Origin of the sequence: Luedemannella flava (assembly GCF_039528515.1) — a bacterium.
GTDB classification, from domain to species: Bacteria; Actinomycetota; Actinomycetes; order Mycobacteriales; family Micromonosporaceae; genus Luedemannella; species Luedemannella flava.
In genome coordinates, this window is record NZ_BAAALT010000003.1 from 68,763 (window position 1) to 87,292 (window position 18,530).

20 protein-coding genes are annotated in these 18,530 nt (G+C 72.9%); 14 read left to right on the forward strand and 6 right to left on the reverse strand.

Annotation, left to right across the window (positions count from 1 at the left end; translation table 11 throughout):
- Positions 1 to 114 precede the first annotated feature (114 nt).
- The gene (locus ABD211_RS00730) at positions 115 to 633 is read right to left on the reverse strand and encodes a TrmH family RNA methyltransferase (protein WP_344125059.1); all 519 of its coding nucleotides are present in this window, start codon (positions 631 to 633) and stop codon (positions 115 to 117) included.
- Between the two features lie 228 nt (positions 634 to 861).
- On the opposite strand from ABD211_RS00730, the gene ABD211_RS00735 reads away from it, so the two are divergent.
- Positions 862 to 1,560 carry a carbonic anhydrase gene (locus ABD211_RS00735; protein ID WP_344125061.1) on the forward strand — a complete coding sequence of 233 codons (699 nt, stop codon included), beginning with the start codon at positions 862 to 864 and terminating at the stop codon, positions 1,558 to 1,560.
- Here ABD211_RS00735 and ABD211_RS00740 read toward each other — a convergent pair.
- The gene (locus tag ABD211_RS00740) at positions 1,544 to 2,791 is read right to left on the reverse strand and encodes a cytochrome P450 (protein ID WP_344125063.1); all 1,248 of its coding nucleotides are present in this window, start codon (positions 2,789 to 2,791) and stop codon (positions 1,544 to 1,546) included. The genes ABD211_RS00735 and ABD211_RS00740 overlap by 17 nt on opposite strands.
- A 135-nt stretch (positions 2,792 to 2,926) precedes the next feature.
- On the opposite strand from ABD211_RS00740, the gene ABD211_RS00745 reads away from it, so the two are divergent.
- The 11 genes from ABD211_RS00745 to ABD211_RS00795 all read left to right on the forward strand — a co-directional run bounded on the left by ABD211_RS00745 (position 2,927) and on the right by ABD211_RS00795 (position 12,901).
- Positions 2,927 to 3,226 (forward strand): MSMEG_0570 family nitrogen starvation response protein, encoded by a 300-nt coding sequence (locus tag ABD211_RS00745; protein ID WP_344125065.1) that lies wholly within the window; start codon positions 2,927 to 2,929, stop codon positions 3,224 to 3,226.
- Entirely contained in the window at positions 3,223 to 4,530 is a 1,308-nt protein-coding gene (locus ABD211_RS00750; RefSeq protein WP_344125067.1) for an MSMEG_0569 family flavin-dependent oxidoreductase, read from the forward strand. Before ABD211_RS00745 ends, ABD211_RS00750 begins: the two co-directional genes overlap by 4 nt.
- A 4-nt stretch (positions 4,531 to 4,534) precedes the next feature.
- A complete protein-coding gene (locus tag ABD211_RS00755) occupies positions 4,535 to 5,350 on the forward strand; it encodes an amidohydrolase family protein (RefSeq protein WP_344125070.1) in 816 nt (271 codons plus the stop codon).
- A 25-nt stretch (positions 5,351 to 5,375) separates the two neighbouring features.
- The gene (locus tag ABD211_RS00760) at positions 5,376 to 5,888 is read left to right on the forward strand and encodes an MSMEG_0572/Sll0783 family nitrogen starvation response protein (RefSeq protein WP_344125072.1); all 513 of its coding nucleotides are present in this window, start codon (positions 5,376 to 5,378) and stop codon (positions 5,886 to 5,888) included.
- Positions 5,889 to 5,896: 8 nt separating this feature from the next.
- Positions 5,897 to 6,976, forward strand: coding sequence for an MSMEG_0568 family radical SAM protein (locus tag ABD211_RS00765; RefSeq protein WP_344125075.1), 1,080 nt, complete (start codon positions 5,897 to 5,899; stop codon positions 6,974 to 6,976).
- Positions 6,946 to 8,361, forward strand: a complete 1,416-nt coding sequence (locus ABD211_RS00770) for an MSMEG_0567/sll0787 family protein (protein WP_344125077.1) — start codon at positions 6,946 to 6,948, stop codon at positions 8,359 to 8,361. The genes ABD211_RS00765 and ABD211_RS00770 overlap by 31 nt, the downstream gene beginning before the upstream one ends.
- Complete coding sequence (locus ABD211_RS00775; RefSeq protein WP_344125079.1) at positions 8,358 to 9,194, forward strand: carbon-nitrogen hydrolase family protein; 837 nt, start codon at positions 8,358 to 8,360, stop codon at positions 9,192 to 9,194. The genes ABD211_RS00770 and ABD211_RS00775 overlap by 4 nt, the downstream gene beginning before the upstream one ends.
- A complete protein-coding gene (locus ABD211_RS00780; protein ID WP_344125081.1) occupies positions 9,191 to 10,021 on the forward strand; it encodes a carbon-nitrogen hydrolase family protein in 831 nt (276 codons plus the stop codon). The genes ABD211_RS00775 and ABD211_RS00780 overlap by 4 nt, the downstream gene beginning before the upstream one ends.
- Positions 10,018 to 11,115, forward strand: coding sequence for an MSMEG_0565 family glycosyltransferase (locus tag ABD211_RS00785; protein ID WP_344125083.1), 1,098 nt, complete (start codon positions 10,018 to 10,020; stop codon positions 11,113 to 11,115). Before ABD211_RS00780 ends, ABD211_RS00785 begins: the two co-directional genes overlap by 4 nt.
- 66 nt (positions 11,116 to 11,181) lie before the next feature.
- On the forward strand, positions 11,182 to 11,904 hold the full coding sequence (locus ABD211_RS00790) for a lysophospholipid acyltransferase family protein (RefSeq protein ID WP_344125085.1): 723 nt from the start codon (positions 11,182 to 11,184) through the stop codon (positions 11,902 to 11,904).
- A gap of 85 nt (positions 11,905 to 11,989) precedes the next feature.
- On the forward strand, positions 11,990 to 12,901 hold the full coding sequence (locus ABD211_RS00795; RefSeq protein WP_344125381.1) for an acyl-ACP desaturase: 912 nt from the start codon (positions 11,990 to 11,992) through the stop codon (positions 12,899 to 12,901).
- Between the two features lie 3 nt (positions 12,902 to 12,904).
- On the opposite strand, the gene ABD211_RS00800 is transcribed toward ABD211_RS00795, so the two are convergent.
- The 3 genes from ABD211_RS00800 to ABD211_RS00810 all read right to left on the reverse strand — a co-directional run bounded on the left by ABD211_RS00800 (position 12,905) and on the right by ABD211_RS00810 (position 15,370).
- Positions 12,905 to 14,293, reverse strand: coding sequence for a nitronate monooxygenase (locus ABD211_RS00800; RefSeq protein ID WP_344125382.1), 1,389 nt, complete (start codon positions 14,291 to 14,293; stop codon positions 12,905 to 12,907).
- 44 nt (positions 14,294 to 14,337) lie between these two features.
- Positions 14,338 to 14,937: a biotin transporter BioY gene (locus ABD211_RS00805; protein WP_344125087.1), complete on the reverse strand. Its 600-nt coding sequence runs from the start codon at positions 14,935 to 14,937 to the stop codon at positions 14,338 to 14,340.
- A 103-nt stretch (positions 14,938 to 15,040) separates the two neighbouring features.
- Complete coding sequence (locus ABD211_RS00810; RefSeq protein WP_344125089.1) at positions 15,041 to 15,370, reverse strand: antibiotic biosynthesis monooxygenase family protein; 330 nt, start codon at positions 15,368 to 15,370, stop codon at positions 15,041 to 15,043.
- 190 nt (positions 15,371 to 15,560) lie between these two features.
- Here ABD211_RS00810 and ABD211_RS00815 point away from each other — a divergent pair, with 190 nt between their 5' ends.
- Positions 15,561 to 15,932: a nucleotide pyrophosphohydrolase gene (locus ABD211_RS00815; RefSeq protein ID WP_344125092.1), complete on the forward strand. Its 372-nt coding sequence runs from the start codon at positions 15,561 to 15,563 to the stop codon at positions 15,930 to 15,932.
- A 146-nt stretch (positions 15,933 to 16,078) separates the two neighbouring features.
- Here the strand turns inward: ABD211_RS00815 and ABD211_RS00820 are convergent, their stop codons facing one another.
- A complete protein-coding gene (locus tag ABD211_RS00820; protein ID WP_344125094.1) occupies positions 16,079 to 16,513 on the reverse strand; it encodes a hypothetical protein in 435 nt (144 codons plus the stop codon).
- 443 nt (positions 16,514 to 16,956) lie between these two features.
- Between ABD211_RS00820 and ABD211_RS00825 the strand changes: the two genes are divergently transcribed.
- A complete protein-coding gene (locus ABD211_RS00825) occupies positions 16,957 to 18,528 on the forward strand; it encodes a DUF2334 domain-containing protein (RefSeq protein ID WP_344125096.1) in 1,572 nt (523 codons plus the stop codon).
- Positions 18,529 to 18,530 lie beyond the last annotated feature (2 nt).

The following is an 18,530-nucleotide window of genomic DNA, read 5'->3' on the forward strand; positions in this document are numbered from 1 at the left end:
TGCGGAGGGACGTCATCGGCCCAGCAAAGTCATCGGAGCATACACGCTGATCAGCAAGTCCGTAAGGCGCGGGCGGTGCTTACGGTAAGTGAAGCAACGCGATCCGTGCTGGGATCAGAGCATGCCGGAGAGCCGGTACAGCACCAGGGAGCCGGCGACGGCGACGTTGAGGCTCGTGCCCGTACCGATCATGGGTATCTCCACCACGGCGTCGAGCAGGTCGAGCGACTCCGGTGGGATGCCGGTGGCCTCATGGCCGAGCACCACGATGGTGCGGCCGCGGGCCGCGGGCAGGTCCGCGAGCCGGATCGCCTCGTCGGCCAGCTCCACCCCGAGGACCCGGGCGCCGGCCCGGCGCTCGCGGCCGAGCCATCCGGTCGGGTCGCCGACCCGGTGTACGCAGCTGGGCCGGCGCAGCGTGTTGCCGCGGGCCAGGGCCTCATCGACCCACCGGAACGGCGGTACGGCAAGGCACGCGCCGACCGCGTCGCACGTGCGCAACAGGGTGCCGAGGTTGGCGCCGTGCAGGGGCCACAACGGTGCCGCGATCAGGTGGCCCCAGCACCGGGACGGTCGGCGGCGCCGCCGGGCGGCGAGTTCGCGCTGCGGCGTGACCCGGATCGCGGGGCTCATCGGCGGGTGGGACTGCCGCCCAACAGGAACATCGTCATGAGGGGGCGTGCTTAGCGGCGCACGCGGGCCATCACCGGGAACGGTCCGACCATGGTAACCGCGATCCCCGCCCGAGGCTCGGGGTTGATCTGAATCGCGGCACAGAGGGCAGGCAAATCGTACGATTCAAGGAGAATGTCTGCTAGACAGTTCTCGATGAGTTCACGAGCCGCAGCGTCACGTTCTGTTATGTCGCGCCGGTCGCTCCTGTTGGCGGGCGGTGGGGTCACCGTCAGCGCGGCGGGCCTGCTCGGCGGCGTCCGTCCGGCCCTGGCCGACCCGGCCGACCGCGAGGTGCCGGGCACGCCGGCGGCCGCGTGGGCGCGCCTGTACGCCGGCAACCGGCGGTTCGTCGTCGGTCGGGCCCGTCACCCCCGCCAGGGGCCGGCGGACCTGCGCCGGTTGGCGACCGGTCAGCATCCCTTCTGCATCGGCCTCACCTGCGCCGACTCCCGCGTGCCGCCGGAGCTGGTGTTCGACCAGGGGCTCGGCGATATCTTCGACAACCGGGTGGCCGGCAACATCGTCGACGACCTGCTGCTGGGCAGCATCGAGTTCGCGGTCGGGGAGTTCCACAGCCCGCTGATCGTGGTCCTCGGCCACGAGCGGTGCGGCGCCATCGTGGCCACCGTCGACGCGATCCGGACCGGACGCGACGCGTCGGGCCACATCGGCGAGATCGTCGAGGGCCTGCGGCCCGTCGTCGAGCCGCTGCTGGACCAACCGGGTGACGTGGTCGACAACGCGGTCAGCGCCAACGTGCGCGCCCAGGTGGCGCGGTTGACCGGGTCCAGCGACATCATCGCCGGGCGCGTGGCCAGCGGCGGCCTGCGCGTCATCGGCGCCCGCTACGACCTCGACGAGGGGCAGGTCACCGTCGTCGACTGAGATCGACCGTGACGGGCGCGTGCACCTCCACGTGCGTCAGCACGAACCCCGACGCCGGCCGCGTGGGCACGCGGGCCAGGCTGATCCGCAGGTCCTGCGGGGGCACCCGGTAGCTCATGCTGCACGCCAGCGTGCCGACGGCCAGGGCCAGGATCTGGGCCGTCAGCGCCTCCCCGGCGCACCGGTGCCCGGTGGCGGTGTCGCCGCCGCCCTGGGGCACGAACGCGTACGGGTCCGGCATGGCGCCCGCGAACCTGTCCGGATCGAAGCGGTACGGATCGGCCCACACGCGCGGGTCGTGGTTCGTGCCGTACAGGTCGAGCAGCGCCCGGTCCCCGCGCCGCACCACCTCGCCCCGCCAGGTGAACGGCTGCGTGGCGACGGCCGCGACGGCCGGGAAGAACGGGTAGCGGCGGCGCACCTCGTGGCCGAAGTCGACCGGGTCGAGGTCGCCGTCGACCAGCCGGGCCCGCAGCTCGGGGTGGTGGTGCAGGGCGTGCGCCGCGAACACGACGTAGCGCTCGACGGCGACGGTGGATCGCAGCAGGTTGAGCAGCTCCACGGCCGCGACCCGCGCGTCGAGCGGCTGTCCGTCCGGCTCGCGGTGGGCCGCCACGACGGCCAGGGCGGACCCGGACGACGGCGTGACCGAGCCGTCGCGGACGGCCGTGACCAGCTCGACCAGCCACCCCTCGGCCTCCCGGCGGGCCCGCCGCGCCGCCCAGTGCCGCGGGCCGACCGAGAGCGGTCCGTCGATCATGGCCTGCAGTTGGCCGGTGCGCTTCGTGACCTCGTCCACGGGCAGCGGGACGCCGGCCCACTGGCACACGGCCCGGCACAGGATCGGCGGCAGCTCGTCCGCCAGGACCACCCGGGCCTGCCGACGCCAGCCCGGCAGGGCCGCCGCCCACTCGCCCGCGATCAGCTCCAGCAGGTCGGCGCGGCGCTCGTCCGACAGTAGGGACAGCAGCATCGCCTTGCGGTGGCGGTGCCGTTCGCCGTCGAGGCCCTGCACCCCGCCGACCCCGACCAGCGTGCGACGGCCCGGCTCCGGCATGGCGCCCTCGCGACCGAAGCGGGACGGGTCGTAGAACAGACGGGCGGCGTCCGGCCCGCGCAGCAGGACGGTCGGACGTAGCAGCAGCCGCGTGCGGCAGATCTCCGCGTCGCCCATCCGCCGGGCCGGGTACAGGTACCCGTGCCACAGGAGCCTGAGCGTGTCATCCCCCATGAGATACCCCTTTACCCCCATTTTCAGATGTTATGCCGCGCCGCCCATGCCCGTGAGGACTAAGTAACGACGCCTTGTTCCGGATGCCGTCGGTCGGAAACGGTCAGCCATTGAAGTGACTCTCAGGAGGTCGCCATGCCTGAGATGTACTTCCTGGTGCGTTGGCCGGACGGCGCTGACCAGCGCTGCTACTCCCCGTCCACAGTGGTCGAGGACTTCTTCGTCCCGGGCGGGACGTACCCGCTGGCGGACTTCCTGGACCGCAGCCGGCAGGCGCTGGCCATCGCGAGCGAGCGGGTCCGCGCGAAGTACGGCTTCGGGTGCACGTCGGCCGCCGAGCAGCTCGCCGAGATCGAGGCCGCCGCCGCGGCGTACCCGCCCGACGCCACCGTCACGGTAACCGCGCTCACCGACGCGGACGGGGTGCCCCGGTGAGCGTCGCGGGCACCCATCACCCGGTGGTCGTCGTCGGCGGCGGTCAGGCCGGCCTGTCGATGAGCTGGTGGCTGCGCCAGCGCGGCATCAACCACCTGGTCATCGAGGCGAACCGGATCGGCCACGAGTGGCGCGCCCGCCGCTGGGACAGCTTCTGCCTGGTCACCCCGAACTGGCAGTGCCGCCTGCCCGGCTTCCCCTACCGGGGCCCCGACCCGGACGGGTTCATGCTCCGCGACGAGATCGTCCGTTACCTGGAGGACTACGCCGCCTCCTTCGACCCGCCGATCATTACGGGAGTACGGGCGACGCGCCTGCGCCGCGACGCCAGGGGCGTGTTCGAACTCGTCACGACCGCCGGGCAGCTGACCGCCGACCAGGTCGTCGTGGCCACCGGGCCTTACCACACGCCGTCGGTGCCGCGGCTGGCCGAGCGCCTGCCGGACGGCCTCCTGCAGGTCCATTCCAGCGAGTACCGTGACGCGGCGCTGTTGCCGCCCGGCGCCGTGCTGGTGGTGGGCACCGGCCAGTCGGGCTGCCAGATCGCCGAGGACCTGCACCTCGCCGGCCGCGAAGTGCACCTGGCGGTCGGCGGCGCGCCGCGGGTCGCCCGGTTCTACCGGGGCCGCGACTGCGTGGCGTGGCTCGACGACATGGGCCACTACGCCAAGGAGATCGACGAGTTCGCCGACGCGGACGCCGTGCGCCTGCGCGTCAACCACTACGTCACCGGCCGCGACGGCGGGCGCGACATCGACCTGCGGGCCTTCGCCCGCGACGGCGTGCGCCTGTACGGCCGCCTGACCGGTATCGCCGGCACCCGGCTGTCGTTCGCCGCCGACCTGGCCGCGAACCTCGACCATGCCGACGCGGTCGCCGAGGGCATCAAGGACGCCATCGACGCCCACATCGACGCGAACGGCATCAGCGCGCCGACGCAGGCACGCTACACGCCCGTCTGGCAACCGCGCCCGGACCACCCTCGAACGCTCGACCTGGGTGCGGCCGGGATCACCTCGGTGATCTGGTCCACCGGCTTCAGGCGCGACCACCGGTGGATCGAGGTGCCGGTCTTCGACGGGCGCGGGTACCCGATGCACTGGCGGGGCGCCACGAGCTGCCCGGGGCTGTACTTCCTCGGCCTGCCGTGGCAGTACAGCTGGGGTTCGGGGCGGTTCGAGGCGGTGGGGCGCGACGCCGAGTTCCTGGCGGGTCACATCGACGCCTCCCGGCGACTCGCGGACGTGTGCGGCGTGCTCACGGGGGCGCCGACCGAGCTCAACGTCGCGCTGCCGGTCGGGTGACGCGATGCTCTCCGACGCCCACCGCCATCTGGGAGTCCTTCCCGCGTACCCGTTCTACGGCGGGCCGCCCGTCAACCCGGACACCACCGCCCGCGCCACCATCAAGCAACTGATCGCCGACCTCGACGCGGAGGGCACCGACCGGGCGCTGGTGATCCCGAACTACGGCGTGCCCGACCCGGACGTCGCCTTCGGTTTCAACGAGCTCGTCATCGAGGCGGCCCAGCGCGACGACCGCATCCGGGCCGGCCTGTGGGTGTCGCCCCGGCCCGAGGACGAGCACCGCACCGCACGGGCCTTGAAACTGGCCGGCGAGGACGGCGTCCGGGCGCTCAAGCTCAGCTTCCTGCTCGGCGGCCGGCCCACCGACCCCGCGTGCCGGCCCCAGCTGGACCGGATCTTCGCCGTCGCCCGGCAGCACGACCTGGTCGTCCACGTGCACACCTCGCCCGGGGCCGCCTCCGACATCGACGAGGTGGGCCACCTGGTCGACTGGTACGCCGAGGACGTACCCGTGCATCTGGTCCATTTCGGGGGCGGCATGAGCGGGCACATCAAGCTCGCCGGCTCCCGCTTCTTCGACTGGATCGCCGCCGGCAAGCGGGTCTACACCGACCTGTCCTGGGCGATCGGCTTCACCCCCTACTGGCTGGCCGCCGAGATCGACCGGCGCGGCATCGGTGGCGACCGCGTGCTGTTCGCCAGCGACCAGCCGTGGGGCGACTTCGCCGGCGAGTACGCCCGCATGACCTCTGCGGTCGGCGGCGGCCCGCTGCGCGACCTGGTCTTCCGCGACACGTTCGCGGCGCTCTACCCCTGATCACCCCAACACCGAAGGAGACACCGTGACCGAGCTCAGCGAACTCGAGCAGGCGAGCCTCGACGAGATCCCGCACCCCTCGCTGCCGGAGGGTTCCAACATCTACGGCTCCACCAAGGTCTTCCCCGACTACAAGGCGGAGAACGGCGAGACGTACTTCACCCTGGTCCACGGCATCGCGCACGAGTCGTCGGTGAGCTTCGTGGCGATCCTGCAGGCTACCCGCGCGCTGCGGAAGGGCTTCGAGTCGGCGATCTACTTCTACGGCCCCGGCTCGCTGAACTGCCTGGCCACCCGCGGCTTCCCGACCACCGGCAACTCGGCGTTCCCGGGCGAGCACAACATCAACAACTCGCTGAAGACGTTCATCGCGGAGGGCGGCAAGGTCTTCTGCTGCCGGTTCGGCCTGTCGCTGCACGGCGCGCGCGAGGAGGACCTCATCGAGGGCGTCATCCCCACGCACCCGCTCGACGTGCAGGACGCGTTGATCCACTACGCGCGCAAGGGCGCGATCATCAACTCCACCTACATGTTCTAGGAGTCGCCGTGAGCGCTGGCACCGGCACGAGAGTGGATGTGCGTATCTTGACCCGCGCCGAACTGGCCCTGCGTGGCGTCCGGGTGGACAGCCTGCGCCGGCCGGACGGCGCGGGACCCAGCGGCGACGACCACGTGCTCGTCGACGGTGCCAACGCCGCGCTGCCCACCAACCCGTCCAGCCCCTACTCCGTGCGGGACGGACGGGTGTGGCTGGGCGACGAGGACACCGGCCTCACCCTGACCCCGGTGCGCCGACCCAGGTTCTACGACCTCACGACCGCCGACGGCGTCCCGTACGAGAAGATCGCGCGGCTGCACGGCGCGGACGTGCTCGCCACGACGGTCGTGCAGACCTGCATCCGGTACGCCGAGGCCGACCGCTGCCGCTTCTGCACCATCGAGGAGGCGCTCGCCTCCGGGTCCACCGTTGCCGCCAAGACGCCCGAACAGCTCGCCGAGGTCGCCGAGGCGGCGGTGCGCCTCGACGGCGTCCGGCAGATGGTGCTGACCACCGGCACGACGACCGGCCCCGACCGGGGCGCCCGCACCCTCGCCCGCAGCGTGCGGGCGATCCGGGCGGCCGTGCCCGACCTGCCGGTCCAGGTCCAGTGCGAACCCCCGGCCGACCTCGCCTGGATCGGCGAGCTGCACGTGGCCGGCGCCACCGCGATCGGCATCCACGTCGAGAGCCTCGACGACCGGGTGCGCCGCGCCTGGATGCCGGGCAAGGCCACGGTCCCGCTGGCCCGCTACGACGAGGCCTGGGACGAGGCCGTACGCGTCTTCGGCCGCAACCGCGTCTCCACGTACCTGCTGGTGGGGCTCGGCGAGGACCCCGACGAGCTGGTCGCCGGGGCGGGCCGGCTCATCGACCGGGGGGTGTACCCGTTCGTGGTGCCGTTCCGGCCGATGCGCGGCACCCTCGCCGCCCGCGACGGGGTGGGCGCGCCCGACCCGGCCGTGCTCGCGTACGTCACCGAACGGGTGGTCGCCCGGCTGCGCGCGGCCGGCATGTCCGGCGCCGACCAGCAGGCGGGCTGCGCCGCCTGCGGCGCGTGCAGCGTCCTGCGGCCCGCGGGCGGATGACCATGCAGATCTGCGACACCCTGCTGCCGCTGGACGCGATCGACCGGCCACCCGCGTTCCTCATCGAGCCGGCCGACCGCGCCGCCGAGCGGGCGTACCGGTACCTGCGGCACGAGGTCTTCGTGGAGGAACAGGGGATCTTCGGCGAGCACGACCTCGACGAGCGCGACGAGGACCCGCGCACGGTCGTCCTGGTCGCGGGCGACCCGACCGGTCGGGTCATCGGCGGCGTCCGGCTCGGCCCCGTGGACGGCGGCCCGGACCTCGGCTGGTGGCAGGGCGGTCGCCTGGTCGTCGCCCGCGACGCCCGCCGCACCTGGGGCGTCGGGGCCGCGCTGGTCCGCGCCGCGTGCGCGCGCGCCGAGGCCGAGGGCGTGCTCCGCTTCGAGGCGCGGGTGCAGGCCCGCAACGAGGTGCTGTTCCGGCGGCTCGGCTGGATCCCCATCCGGTCGACGATGGTGGCCGGCACGCCGCACGTCCTGGTCCGGTGGCCCATCGGGCGCCTGCGCGCACACGCCACCACGACGAAGTCGGCGCTCGGGCCGCTGCTGGCCGGGCTCGCGCCCGGCGGCGCCGGGTTCGTCGGCGACGACGGGGCGCCCGTGCCCGGCTCCGACCTGGTCGCGGCCTGCGACGCCATCCTGCCGTCGATGGTCAACAGCGACCCCGAGTGGGCCGGCTGGTGCTCGGTGCTGGTCAACGTCAACGACCTGGCCGCCATGGGCGCCACCCCGGTCGGGCTGCTCGACGCCGTGGGCGCCCGCGACCGCTCGCACGCCACCCGGATCCTGGCCGGCCTGCGCCGCGCCGCCCAGGCCTGGGACGTGCCCGTCCTCGGTGGACACACGCAGCTCGGCGTGCCGGCGGCGCTGTCGGTCACCGCGCTCGGCCGCGCCGCGCATCCCGTGCCCGGTGGGGGTGGCCGGCCCGGCCACGCCGTGCGGCTGACCGCCGACCTGAGCGGCGGCTGGCGGCGCGGGTACACGGGCCGCCAGTGGGACTCGACCAGCAACCGCTCCACCGCCGACCTGCGCGCGATGACCGGCGCGCTCGCCGACGTCCGCCCGGCCGCGGCCAAGGACGTCTCCATGGCCGGCATCGTCGGTACCCTCGGCATGCTCGCCGAGGCGAGTGGTTGCGCGGCGGTGCTGGACGTGGCCGCCGTGCCGCGCCCGCCCGGGGTCGCCACCGGCGACTGGCTCACCTGCTTCCCGGGATACGCCATGCTCACCGCCGACGAGCCGGGCCGCCCGGCGCCGCCCGCGGCGACGGCCACCAGCGCCGTCTGCGGCGAGCTCACGCACGGCACGGGCGTCGGGCTGCGCTGGCCCGACGGCCAGATCACCGAGGCGGTCACCGTCGTGACCGGGCTGGGACGAGCATGACGGCCCTGCGGATGGCCGCCGTCGCCGCCGCGTTCGGTCGCGACCTCGAGGAGGACTTCCGCGTCGTCGAGCGGCTCGTCGCCGACGCCCGCGCGCGCCAGGTCCGGCTGCTCGCCCTGCCCGAGGCGTGCCTCGGCGGCTACCTGCTCAGCCTCGACGACGACGCCTACCTCGACGAGGGCCCGCCCGCCCTGGCCCTGGACGGCCCGGAGATCCGCAGACTGGCGGCCCTCGCCGGCGAGCTGACCGTCGTCGCCGGGTACTGCGAGGCCGACGGCGAGCGCCGGTTCAACAGCGTGGTCTGTGTCACCGGCGACGGCGTGCTCGGCAACCACCGCAAGGTCCACCAGCCGCTCAGCGAGGACGCCAGCTACGCCTCCGGCGATGAGTTCCGCGCCTTCGACACGCCCGTCGGCCGGATCGGCATGATGATCTGCTACGACAAGGCGTTCCCCGAGTCCGCGCGCGCGATCGCCCTGGACGGTGCGCAGATCGGCGTCTGCGTCTCGGCGTGGCCGGGCGCGCGCACCAACGCCACCGCCGACCTCGCCGAGGACCGCTGGAAGCGGCGCTTCGACCTGTTCGACCGGGCCCGCGCGCTGGAGAACCAGATCGTCTGGCTGTCCGCCAACCAGGCCGGCACGTTCGGCACGCTGCGCTTCGTGGCCAGCGCCAAGGTGGTCGACCCGGGCGGCGACGTGCTCGCCGACACCGGCGTCGCCGCCGGGATGGCGGTCGCCGACCTCGACGTCGCCCGGGCCCTGGAGACGGCGCGCCGCGCGATGGGCCACCTGCGCGACCGTCGACCGGACGCCTACGCGGCGCCGGTATGACCGTCCGGATCGCGGCGGCCGCCGCGCACTTCGGACGCGATCTCGAATTCTGCCTGTCCCGCATCGGCAAGCTCATCGACGACGCGCGGGCGCAGGGCACCGACCTGCTCGTCCTGCCCAACGCCGCGCTCGGCGGCTACCTGGCCGACCTGCGCCACCCCGACCCCGACGCGCTGCCGCCCGCGCTCAAGCCCGACGACCCGCTCATCGCGCGCGTGGCCGGGCTCGCCGCGGAGATGACCGTCTGCGTGGGCTACTGCGAGGCCGACGGCAACGCCCGCTACAACGCGGCGGTGTGCGTCACCGGCGACGGCGTGCTCGGCCGGCACCGCAAAGTGCACCTGCCCGCCGGGGAGACGGCCGCGTACGCGCCCGGCGACCGGTTCGACGCGTTCGACACCCCGGCGGGCCGGCTCGGCCTGCTCATCGACTACGACAAGACGTTCCCGGAGGCCGCGCGCAGCCTCGCGCTCGACGGCGCGCAGATCATCGGCTGTCTGTCGGCGTGGCCGACCAGCCTCACCAACCGCGCACCCCGGATGGCGCAGGACCGCCAGGCGCGCCTGTTCGACCTCTACGACCAGGCGCGCGCCGCGGAGAACCAGGTGGTACTCGCGTCGGCGAACCAGACCGGCACGCTGGCCGGGCTGCGCTTCCTCGGCCAGTCCAAAGTGGTCGGGCCCGGCGGGGAGATCCTGGCCCGTACGTTCGGCAAGGCGGGCCTCGCGGTCGCTGAGGTCGACGTCGCCGCCGAACTCGACCGCGCCCGCCGGATCCTCGTCCACCTCGACGAGCTGCGCTTCGACGCGTACCGGACCCGTCGGTGAGGATCGCGCTGCTCAGCTACTCCACGAAGCCGCGCGGCGGGGTCGTGCACACCCTCGCGTTGGCCGAGGCGCTCGCCGCCGCCGGCCAGGACGTGACCGTCTGGACGCTCGGCCGGGGCGGCGACACCGGCTTCTACCGCCCGGTCGACCCGGCGGTGCGGCTGCGGATCGTGCCGTTTCCCGACGGGCCGACCGGCGAGACGGTGGGGGAGCGGGTGCTGCGGTCGATCGCCACGCTGCGGGCCGCCTTCGACCCCGGTCCGTACGACGTGGTGCACGCGCAGGACTGCATCAGCGCGAACGCCGTCGGCGCGTGTGTGCGCACCGTGCACCACCTCGACCGGTTCACCACCCCCGAGCTGGCCGAGTGCCACGAGCGGGCGATCGTCACGCCGTACGCCCATGTCTGTGTGTCGGCGGCCGTCGCGGGTGAGCTTCTCGACGGCTGGGGGCTGACCGCGTCGGTGATCCCCAACGGCGTGGCGTTCGACCGGTTCGCGGGCGCCGACGGCGCCCGCTGGCGCGACCGCCTCGGCCGCTACGTGCTCACCGTGGGCGGCATCGAGCCGCGCAAGGGGTCGCTCGATCTTCTCGAGGCGTACGCGCTGCTGCGCGCCACCGATCCGACGGTCGGGCTCGTGGTGGCCGGGGGCGAGACACTGTTCGACTACCGCGACTACCGGGCGCGGTGGGAGCGGCGCGCCACCGAACTGGACGTGACGCCGGTCGTGCTCGGCACCGTCGCCGACGCCGACCTGCCGGACCTGGTGGCCGGCGCGGCCGCGTTCGCCTTCCCCTCGGTCAAGGAGGGCTTCGGCCTGGCCGCCATGGAGGCCCTGGCCGCGGGCGTCCCCCTGGTCGTGCGCGACCTGCCGGTGCTGCGCGAGGTGTTCGGCGCCGCCGCCCGCTTCGCCGCCGACCCCGCCGGCCTCGCGGCGGCACTGGGTGACGCGTTGCACGCCGGTGCCGACCCGGCCCGGCGCGCCGCCGGACGGGCGCTCGCCGCCCGCCACACGTGGGCCGCGGCAGCCCTTCGCCATCTGGAGTTCTACGCGTCCCTGCCGGCGCGGTCGGGTGCTCGGGGTGTGATGTGAGACGCACCTACGTTTGCGCAGCTCCCGTCTTTCTCGCTCGGGGATCATCGCCGCTACGGTTACCCCATGACAGTTGACGTGGTGTACCCGCCCGTGATCGCGGCAGCCAGGATCATGTTCCGGGTGCTGGACCTTCGCATCCGCCTCGACGGCGGGCAGCACATACCCCGCGAGGGTGGTGCCGTGCTGGCCAGCAACCACGTCAGCTACCTGGACTTCATCTTCTGCGGACTCGCCGCCCGACCGTCGAAGCGGCTGGTGCGCTTCATGGCCAAGCAGTCGGTCTTCGACAACCGCGTGTCGGGCCCGCTGATGCGGGGCATGCACCACATCCCGGTGGACCGGGACTTCGGCCTCGGCTCGTACAAGACCGCGCTGGAGCGGCTGAAGGCGGGCGAGGTCGTGGGGGTGTTCCCGGAGGCGACCATCAGCGAGTCCTTCACGGTGAAGGAGACCAAGAGCGGCGCCGCGCGGCTCGCCGCCGCGGCCGGGGTTCCGCTGGTCCCGATGGCCGTCTGGGGTGGTCAGCGGCTGTGGACCAAGGGCCGCCCGCGCACCCTGACGCGTCGTCACGTGCCCGTGACGATCCTGGTGGGTGAGCCGATGCATCCCACCCGCCGGGACGGGCATCAGGCGGTCAGCGATGAGCTCCGCCAGCGGATATCGGCGCTGGTGGGGCGTGCCCAGCGGGAGTACCCCGACGCGCCGGCCGGGCCGGACGACGCCTGGTGGCAGCCGGCCTACCTGGGCGGCGACGCGCCGGAACCGACGACCACGCCGCACGGGTGATCGCCGGGCGAGCTAACCTACGGTACCGTAGGTTCCTGCCTCGCTAGGAGCGTCCGTGACTGCTGAAGCCCTGACCACCGTCGACATGCTGCGTGAGCTCGAGCCCGTGGTGGAGTCGAACCTGAACCGCCACCTTGCCGTCGCGCAGGAGTGGTTCCCGCACGAGTACGTGCCCTGGAGCCAGGGCAGGGACTTCGACGGGATCCTCGACGGGCAGGCGTGGGAGCCGGAGCAGTCGAAGCTGTCCGACGTGGCCCGCACCTCGCTGATCGTGAACCTGCTGACGGAGGACAACCTCCCCAGCTACCACCACGAGATCGCCACGCTCTTCAGCCGTGACGGCGCCTGGGGCACCTGGGTGCACCGGTGGACGGCGGAGGAGGGCCGGCACGGCATCGCCATCCGCGACTACCTGCTCACCACCCGGGCGGTCGACCCGGTCGCGCTGGAGCGGGCCCGGATGACCCACATGAGCGCGGGCTTCGCCAACGACCACCCCGGCAGCGTCCTGCACTCGATCGCGTACGTGTCCTTCCAGGAGCTGGCGACCCGGGTGTCGCACCGCAACACCGGCCGGATCAGCGGCGACCCGATCTGCGACCAGCTGCTCGCCCGGATCGCGCAGGACGAGAACCTGCACATGGTCTTCTACCGCCGGCTGCTCGGCGCGGCCTTCGAGCTGGCGCCCAACCGGGCCATGCGGGCGGTCTGCGACGTGGTGCGGGAGTTCCAGATGCCCGGCCACGGCATCGAGAACTTCGGCCGCAAGTCCGCGCAGATCGCGATGGCGGGCGTGTACGACCCGCGCAGCCATCACGACGAGGTGCTCCAGCCGATCCTGAAGACGCTGCGCGTCCTCGACCGCACCGACCTGTCCGGCGACGGCGAGCTCGCGCGCGACGAGCTGGCCGCGTTCGTCGCCGACCTGGACCAGGCGGCGACGCGTTTCACCGAGCGGCGCGACAGCATCCGCGCCCGCGCCGCCGCCCGGCAGTAGCGCCTACACGGTCCCGAGCAGGTACGCGACGACGTCGGCGGCGCAGTAGCCGGCGCCGTCGCGGTCCAGGTGCGGCAGGAAACTGACGTCCTGCCCGAGGGTCACCAGCGGCGGCTCCACGTACCCGTCGGCGCGGTGCTGGCCCAGACCGATCGTGGCGACCAGGCCGTTGCACAGGCAGCGGCTGCCCACCGTGTCCTCGACCGCCCCGCCCTTGCGGACGTACTCGTCGACGGGCTCGGCCGGGCAGCGGTAGCCCACCGAGCCGTCGGGCCGACGGAACTGGGTGCGCAGGTAGCCCAGATCGCACAGCCGGGGCCTGTCGGCATAGACCTGCTCGTCGGCGGCGCTGCCGGTCAGGGGCACCACCTTGAACGGGAACCCCGTCGGCGAGGCCCGGGCGTCGTTGCGGACGACCAGCGTCTGCTGCGCCGCCTGGGCCAGCAGCCGCTGCCGCAGCTCATCGTCGAGACCGGACTCGCGGCACAGCGCGAACGCCGAGCCGACCTGGATCCCGACGGCGCCCGCATCGCGGGCGGCCGCGAGCCGCTCAGGGCCGGTCTGCCCGCCCGCCAACCAGAACGGCAGGCCGAGGGCGGCGACCTTGCCCACATCCAGCTCGTCACGGGGGCCGTACACCGGCTCGCCGTCGTCGTTGAGGACCATCCGTCCCCGCGGCCGGGCGCTGTGCCCGCCGGCGCCCGCGGACTCCAGGATGAAGCCGTCCGGGCGGGTGACCTCGTCGCGCGCCAGGTAGGCGGCCAGGGTCGCGGACGACACGATGGCCAGCAGCCGCGGTCGCCGCAGAATGGGTACGGCGTCGCCCAACAGATCGTGCGGGTCGATGGCGACGTGGTGGTCCTCGCCCGGTTCGGCACCCTGCACCGTCACGGACAGCCGTGCCGGCCGGCCGGCGGCCAGCGCATCCAGCAGCCGCGGGATCTCGGTGGGCAGTCCCGCGCCCATCAGGATGTAGTCCACTCCGGCGAGCATCGCGCCGTACACCGCCGCCGGGGTCGGCAGCTGCATCTTCTCCAGGTAGTTCACCCCGACCGGCTGGTCGTGGCCCTCCTTGGCCAGGAACACCTCGACGAAGTTGGCGACGGCCGTCAACAGCTGCCGCGAGCAGCGGGCCTTCAGCCCCAGCCGGGGCACCGGCCGGAACGGCCGCCCGGCCGGCACGCCACCCGCCACGAAATACTGGTCGAGGACGCGCTGGACCACGGCGGGAACCGGGAACTGGGCCAACGCCCGCCGCACATGCCCGCCCTCGTCACCGCGCTGCAGGCGACGGGCGAGCAGGACGTCGAGCGCGACCCCGGACACCACCCCGAGCTGCCCGGTCAGCGCCACGGCCCGGGCCAGCCGCCAACTCGAGACGCCGACACCCATCCCGCCCTGAATGAGGACCGGATGCGCCGGCGCCGCCAACGCCGTCACCGCTGCGCCCCGGCGGAGCGCCGGCCCAGCAACCGCCAGGCTGTCGGCAGCACACCGGCCGCCACCACGGCCTTGAGGGCGTCCCCGGGAAGGTAGGGGAACAGGCCCAGGGTCAGCGCCCGGGACAGGTCCACCTTCACCGCGACCATCAACCACGGCACACCGATCAGGTAGATCAGCGCGGTGCCCGCCGCCATCATGCCGATCGTGCGCCACGCCCGCCGGTCCGCGCCGCCGGCGGCCAGGCGCCCGACGATCCCGGCCGCGAGCACGAAGCCGATCAGATAGCCGAACGTGGCGGTCGGGACACCGGAGGTGCCGCCGGCGAACCAGGGCAGACCGGCGGCGCCCGCGATGACGTAGAGCAGCATGCTCGCCGCCCCGCGGGCCGGACCGAGCGCCGCGCCCGCGAGCAGGACCGCGAAGGTCTGCCCGGTGATGGGCACCGGTGAGCCGGGCACGGGCACCGCGATCTGCGCCGCGACCCCCACCAGGGCGGCGGCCCCGACGACCAGTGCCACCTCACGTCCGGCGGAGCGGGGCCACACATCAGCCAGCACCCGCACGGGTCGGTCCGCGACCGTGCTATTTACCATCCTCGGCTCCCATCGTTCGACGAACCTACGGAAGCGTAGGTAACGCGCGACGGGCCGAGCAGGGGCTTTGGTCCCTGATTTCGCCCGAGAGTTCCGACCCGCGCTACTTGCGGCCCGACCCGCCGGCCGGGACGTAGGACCAGACCTCGCTGTGCACCCCGATCGGCGGCGGCGCGGCCTCCCCGCCGCGTTCGGCGGCGGAGCGGTGGCCGTGCGCGAACGCGGGCGAGGCGACCCACGCCTGGAACGCCTCCTCGTCACGCCAGCGGGTGACGACGAGCCAGGTGGTCCGCTCGTCGGTCGGCCGGAGCAGCTCGAAGCCTTCGAACCCGTCCTGGTCGTCGACGGCGCCGGCGCGCGCGGCGAACCGGCGCGCCAACTCGTCACCGCTGTCGGCAGGTACCGTGATCGCATTGATCTTGACGATGGTCATGCGACCATTGTTCCAGCGTGGACCCGATCGGCCGCCGCACGGCGGAGGTGGGCGGCCTCGCGTACACCCGGACCACCACGCGGTCGTCGCGTCCGCCCGATTCACGTGTCCTTACGTGGCCGCCCACCTTGGGCGCCTCAAGCGGCAATGTCGAACCGGGTGTGGGTCTGCGGCGGCGTAGCCTGCGGTGGTGGGTGCGTCGATTGAGGACCTGGCCGCCCGGCTCCGCGCGTTCGCGCACGAGCGGGACTGGGGCCAGTTCCACACGCCGAAGAACCTTGTGATGGCGTTCGCGGGAGAGGCCGGGGAGCTGGTGGCCGAGTTCCAGTGGCTCACGCCCGAGCAGTCCGCCGCCGTCATGGCGGATCCGGAGGCGGCGAGCCGGGTCAGGGCGGAACTCGGCGACGTCATGATCTATCTGACCCGGCTGGCCGACGTGCTCGGCGTCGACCTCATCGAGGCTGCTGCGGACAAGCTTGTCGACTCGGCCCGCCGATACCCGGCTGAACAGGCACGCGGGTCGGCCGCCAAGGCGCGCGACAACGGGCCGGACGCGCCATAGCCGCGCGGTGACCGGCTGCCTACTATTCTGACCACCAGAGCGGTCCGACGGGCTTCCGGATGTTCGGATATGCCCCCCATCCGCACGATCACTTCGTGCTGCCCGGGGACGGTGACGCTGGCGCGCAGGTGTGGGCGCCGGTCGCGTCAGAGCTTGCCGAGAACGTTGATGACCCAGTGGAACAGGACATCGGGCATGTTGTGCAGGCCCACGAGCACGAAGATCCAGCCGGTCAACGCCGCGAGCAGGAGAACCCATCCGACCAGTTTGCCGCGCCGGCTCTCGGCCTCGTGTGCGCCGAACATCGAGCCGATCAGTACCACGGCGAGAACAATCATGCCGACGACGGCGACCGGCCAGGACCACGCCTGGGAAACGCCGAGCCTGATCAGGCCCTGCCGCCAGGCCGGGAAGCTCAGCAGGAGAAACACGACCAGCACGCCTACGTAGAAACAGCCCTGCGCTTCCGTGTGCCGCTCCGCGCGCTGCGCCTTGCTCTCGTGCGGGCCACCGCCCACCGCGATGCCCACCGCCACAAGCATGATCAGCACAATCGCGATCGTCGCGAGTACGTCGGCCACAGTGGTCCTCCGAGTCTCCGAAGCCCTGCAGAGGCCCATGGTCGAGGGCTTCGTCAAGCGCGGGTCGGAAGTAAGATCTCGGATTCCTGTGCAGGAGCATGGCTGGGCTGCATTCTCGTACAGAAAGCGCCGATCTTCACGGCAAGCGAGGGGTGATTTGTCGTTTATCGGGTCGCCGGGACTGCGTGTTCGCACCGTATTTGGCGATCATGGACCGACGTGTGCCAACGGCCGCTGTTAGGACTGCACATTCGCACGGGAGTCGGCGATCTCCCCATGGGGCGCGGACCGTCAGAACATTTACCTGCCAGGCAAATCAGACCTAAAGGTCATTACGTGCGGCTCCTTGTCGTCGACGTGGTAGCGTGGCCGGCCCATGCGCAGGTCAGAGCACGTTTGAGCACCGACTGCACAGCCCCCAGCACCGAAAGCGCAGCCGCACCATGAAGCTCCGCCGCCTCGTCGCCGCCCTCGCCGCCACCGTGACCGTCGCCGGCCTGGCGGCCTGCGCACCGGACGGCGGTGCGGCGGCCAAGCCCCGCTACGCCGGACCCACCCGCACGCTCGTCCTCTACGACAGCACCGGACCGTACGGCTACCTCGGCGAGCTCTACGCGATGGAGACCGCGAACCTGGCGTCGCACTTCGGCACCTGGACCGCCGAACCCGTCTCGCGCTACCAAGCCGGGCAGATCGGTCAGTACACCCTGACGGTCTACGTCGGGTCGACCTACGACGAGCCGATCCCGCCGGCGTTCCTCGACGACGTGGCCGGCGACGCCGGCGCGGTGCTGTGGCTCGGCGCCAACATCTGGCAGCTGGCCAGGAAGCACCCCGACGTGACCGGGCGCACCGGCTTCCGCGCCGACACGTACGACGCCGCGTCCGTGGGCGAGGTGCGCTACAACAGCACGTCCCTGACCCGCGACGCGGAGCACGCCGGCAACCTGGTCGGCGTCGCGGTCACCGACCCGGCCAAGGCCACCCCGCTGGCCCAGGCGGTCCGCGGGGACGGCTCCACCGTGCCGTGGGCGGTGCGGGGCGCGAACCTCACGTACGTGGCGGAGGTGCCCTACACGTACACCACCCCCGACGACCGCTACTACGCGCTGTGCGACCTGCTGTTCGACCTGCTGGGCCAGGCGACCCAGGTGCGCCACCGCGCGCTCGTCCGGCTGGAGGACGTGAGCCCGGCCACCGACCCGGCGCAGTTGCGCGAGATCGTCGACTACCTGCACCGGCGCAACGTCCCGTTCGCGGTGGCCGCGTACGTGCGCTACGACGATCCGACCGGGCTGTACCACCGGGGCAAGCCCGTGCACAGCCAGCTCAGCGACACCCCGGCCCTGATCGAGGCCCTGCGCTACGCGGCCGACCACGGCGGGACCGTGATCATGCACGGCACCACGCACGGGTACGCCGGTGCGCCGAACCCGTACGGGGTCAGTGGCGAGGACTTCGAGTTCTACCGGGCGCGCGTCGCCGACGACGACCGCGTGGTGCTGGACGGTCCGGTGGCGGAGGACTCGGCCGGCTGGGTGCGGGACCGGCTGGAGGCGGCGCGGGCGCAGTGGACGGCCGCGAAGCTGCCCGTGCCGACGATCTTCGAGTTCCCGCACTACGCGGCCAGCGCCCTCGACTACCGGACGGTCTCGGCCGAGGTCACCGCCCGGTACGAGTGCGCCATGTACTTCTCCGGGGTGCTGGCCGGCACGGCCCCCGACGCGACGCGCTACGCCAGCCAGTGCTTCCCGTACCCGGTGCGTGACGTGTACGGGGCGCCGGTCATCCCGGAGACGCTCGGCAACGTGCAGACGCGGCCGTACAACGGGCACGCGACGCGCTCGCCGGACGACATCCTGGCCTCGGCCAAGCGCCAGCTCATCGTGCGCGACGGCGTGGCGAGCTTCTTCTACCACCCCGCCCTGGGGCTGGGCGGCCTCCCGAAGATCATCGAGGGCATGCAGGCCATGGGCTACACGTTCGTGCCGGCCACGTCCGCGATCCTGCGCTGACG

Excerpts from the sequence above, each read along its gene's own strand:
- ABD211_RS00730 (WP_344125059.1), bottom strand. The coding sequence starts at position 633 with ATGAGCCCCGCGATCCGGGTCACGCCGCAGCGCGAACTCGCCGCCCGG.
- ABD211_RS00735 (WP_344125061.1), top strand. The coding sequence starts at position 862 with ATGTCGCGCCGGTCGCTCCTGTTGGCGGGCGGTGGGGTCACCGTCAGC.
- ABD211_RS00740 (WP_344125063.1), bottom strand. The coding sequence starts at position 2,791 with ATGGGGGATGACACGCTCAGGCTCCTGTGGCACGGGTACCTGTACCCG.
- ABD211_RS00745 (WP_344125065.1), top strand. The coding sequence starts at position 2,927 with ATGCCTGAGATGTACTTCCTGGTGCGTTGGCCGGACGGCGCTGACCAG.
- ABD211_RS00755 (WP_344125070.1), top strand. The coding sequence starts at position 4,535 with ATGCTCTCCGACGCCCACCGCCATCTGGGAGTCCTTCCCGCGTACCCG.
- ABD211_RS00775 (WP_344125079.1), top strand. The coding sequence starts at position 8,358 with ATGACGGCCCTGCGGATGGCCGCCGTCGCCGCCGCGTTCGGTCGCGAC.
- ABD211_RS00780 (WP_344125081.1), top strand. The coding sequence starts at position 9,191 with ATGACCGTCCGGATCGCGGCGGCCGCCGCGCACTTCGGACGCGATCTC.
- ABD211_RS00790 (WP_344125085.1), top strand. The coding sequence starts at position 11,182 with ATGACAGTTGACGTGGTGTACCCGCCCGTGATCGCGGCAGCCAGGATC.
- ABD211_RS00795 (WP_344125381.1), top strand. The coding sequence starts at position 11,990 with ATGCTGCGTGAGCTCGAGCCCGTGGTGGAGTCGAACCTGAACCGCCAC.
- ABD211_RS00800 (WP_344125382.1), bottom strand. The coding sequence starts at position 14,293 with ATGGGTGTCGGCGTCTCGAGTTGGCGGCTGGCCCGGGCCGTGGCGCTG.
- ABD211_RS00805 (WP_344125087.1), bottom strand. The coding sequence starts at position 14,937 with ATGGTAAATAGCACGGTCGCGGACCGACCCGTGCGGGTGCTGGCTGAT.
- ABD211_RS00810 (WP_344125089.1), bottom strand. The coding sequence starts at position 15,370 with ATGACCATCGTCAAGATCAATGCGATCACGGTACCTGCCGACAGCGGT.
- ABD211_RS00825 (WP_344125096.1), top strand. The coding sequence starts at position 16,957 with ATGAAGCTCCGCCGCCTCGTCGCCGCCCTCGCCGCCACCGTGACCGTC.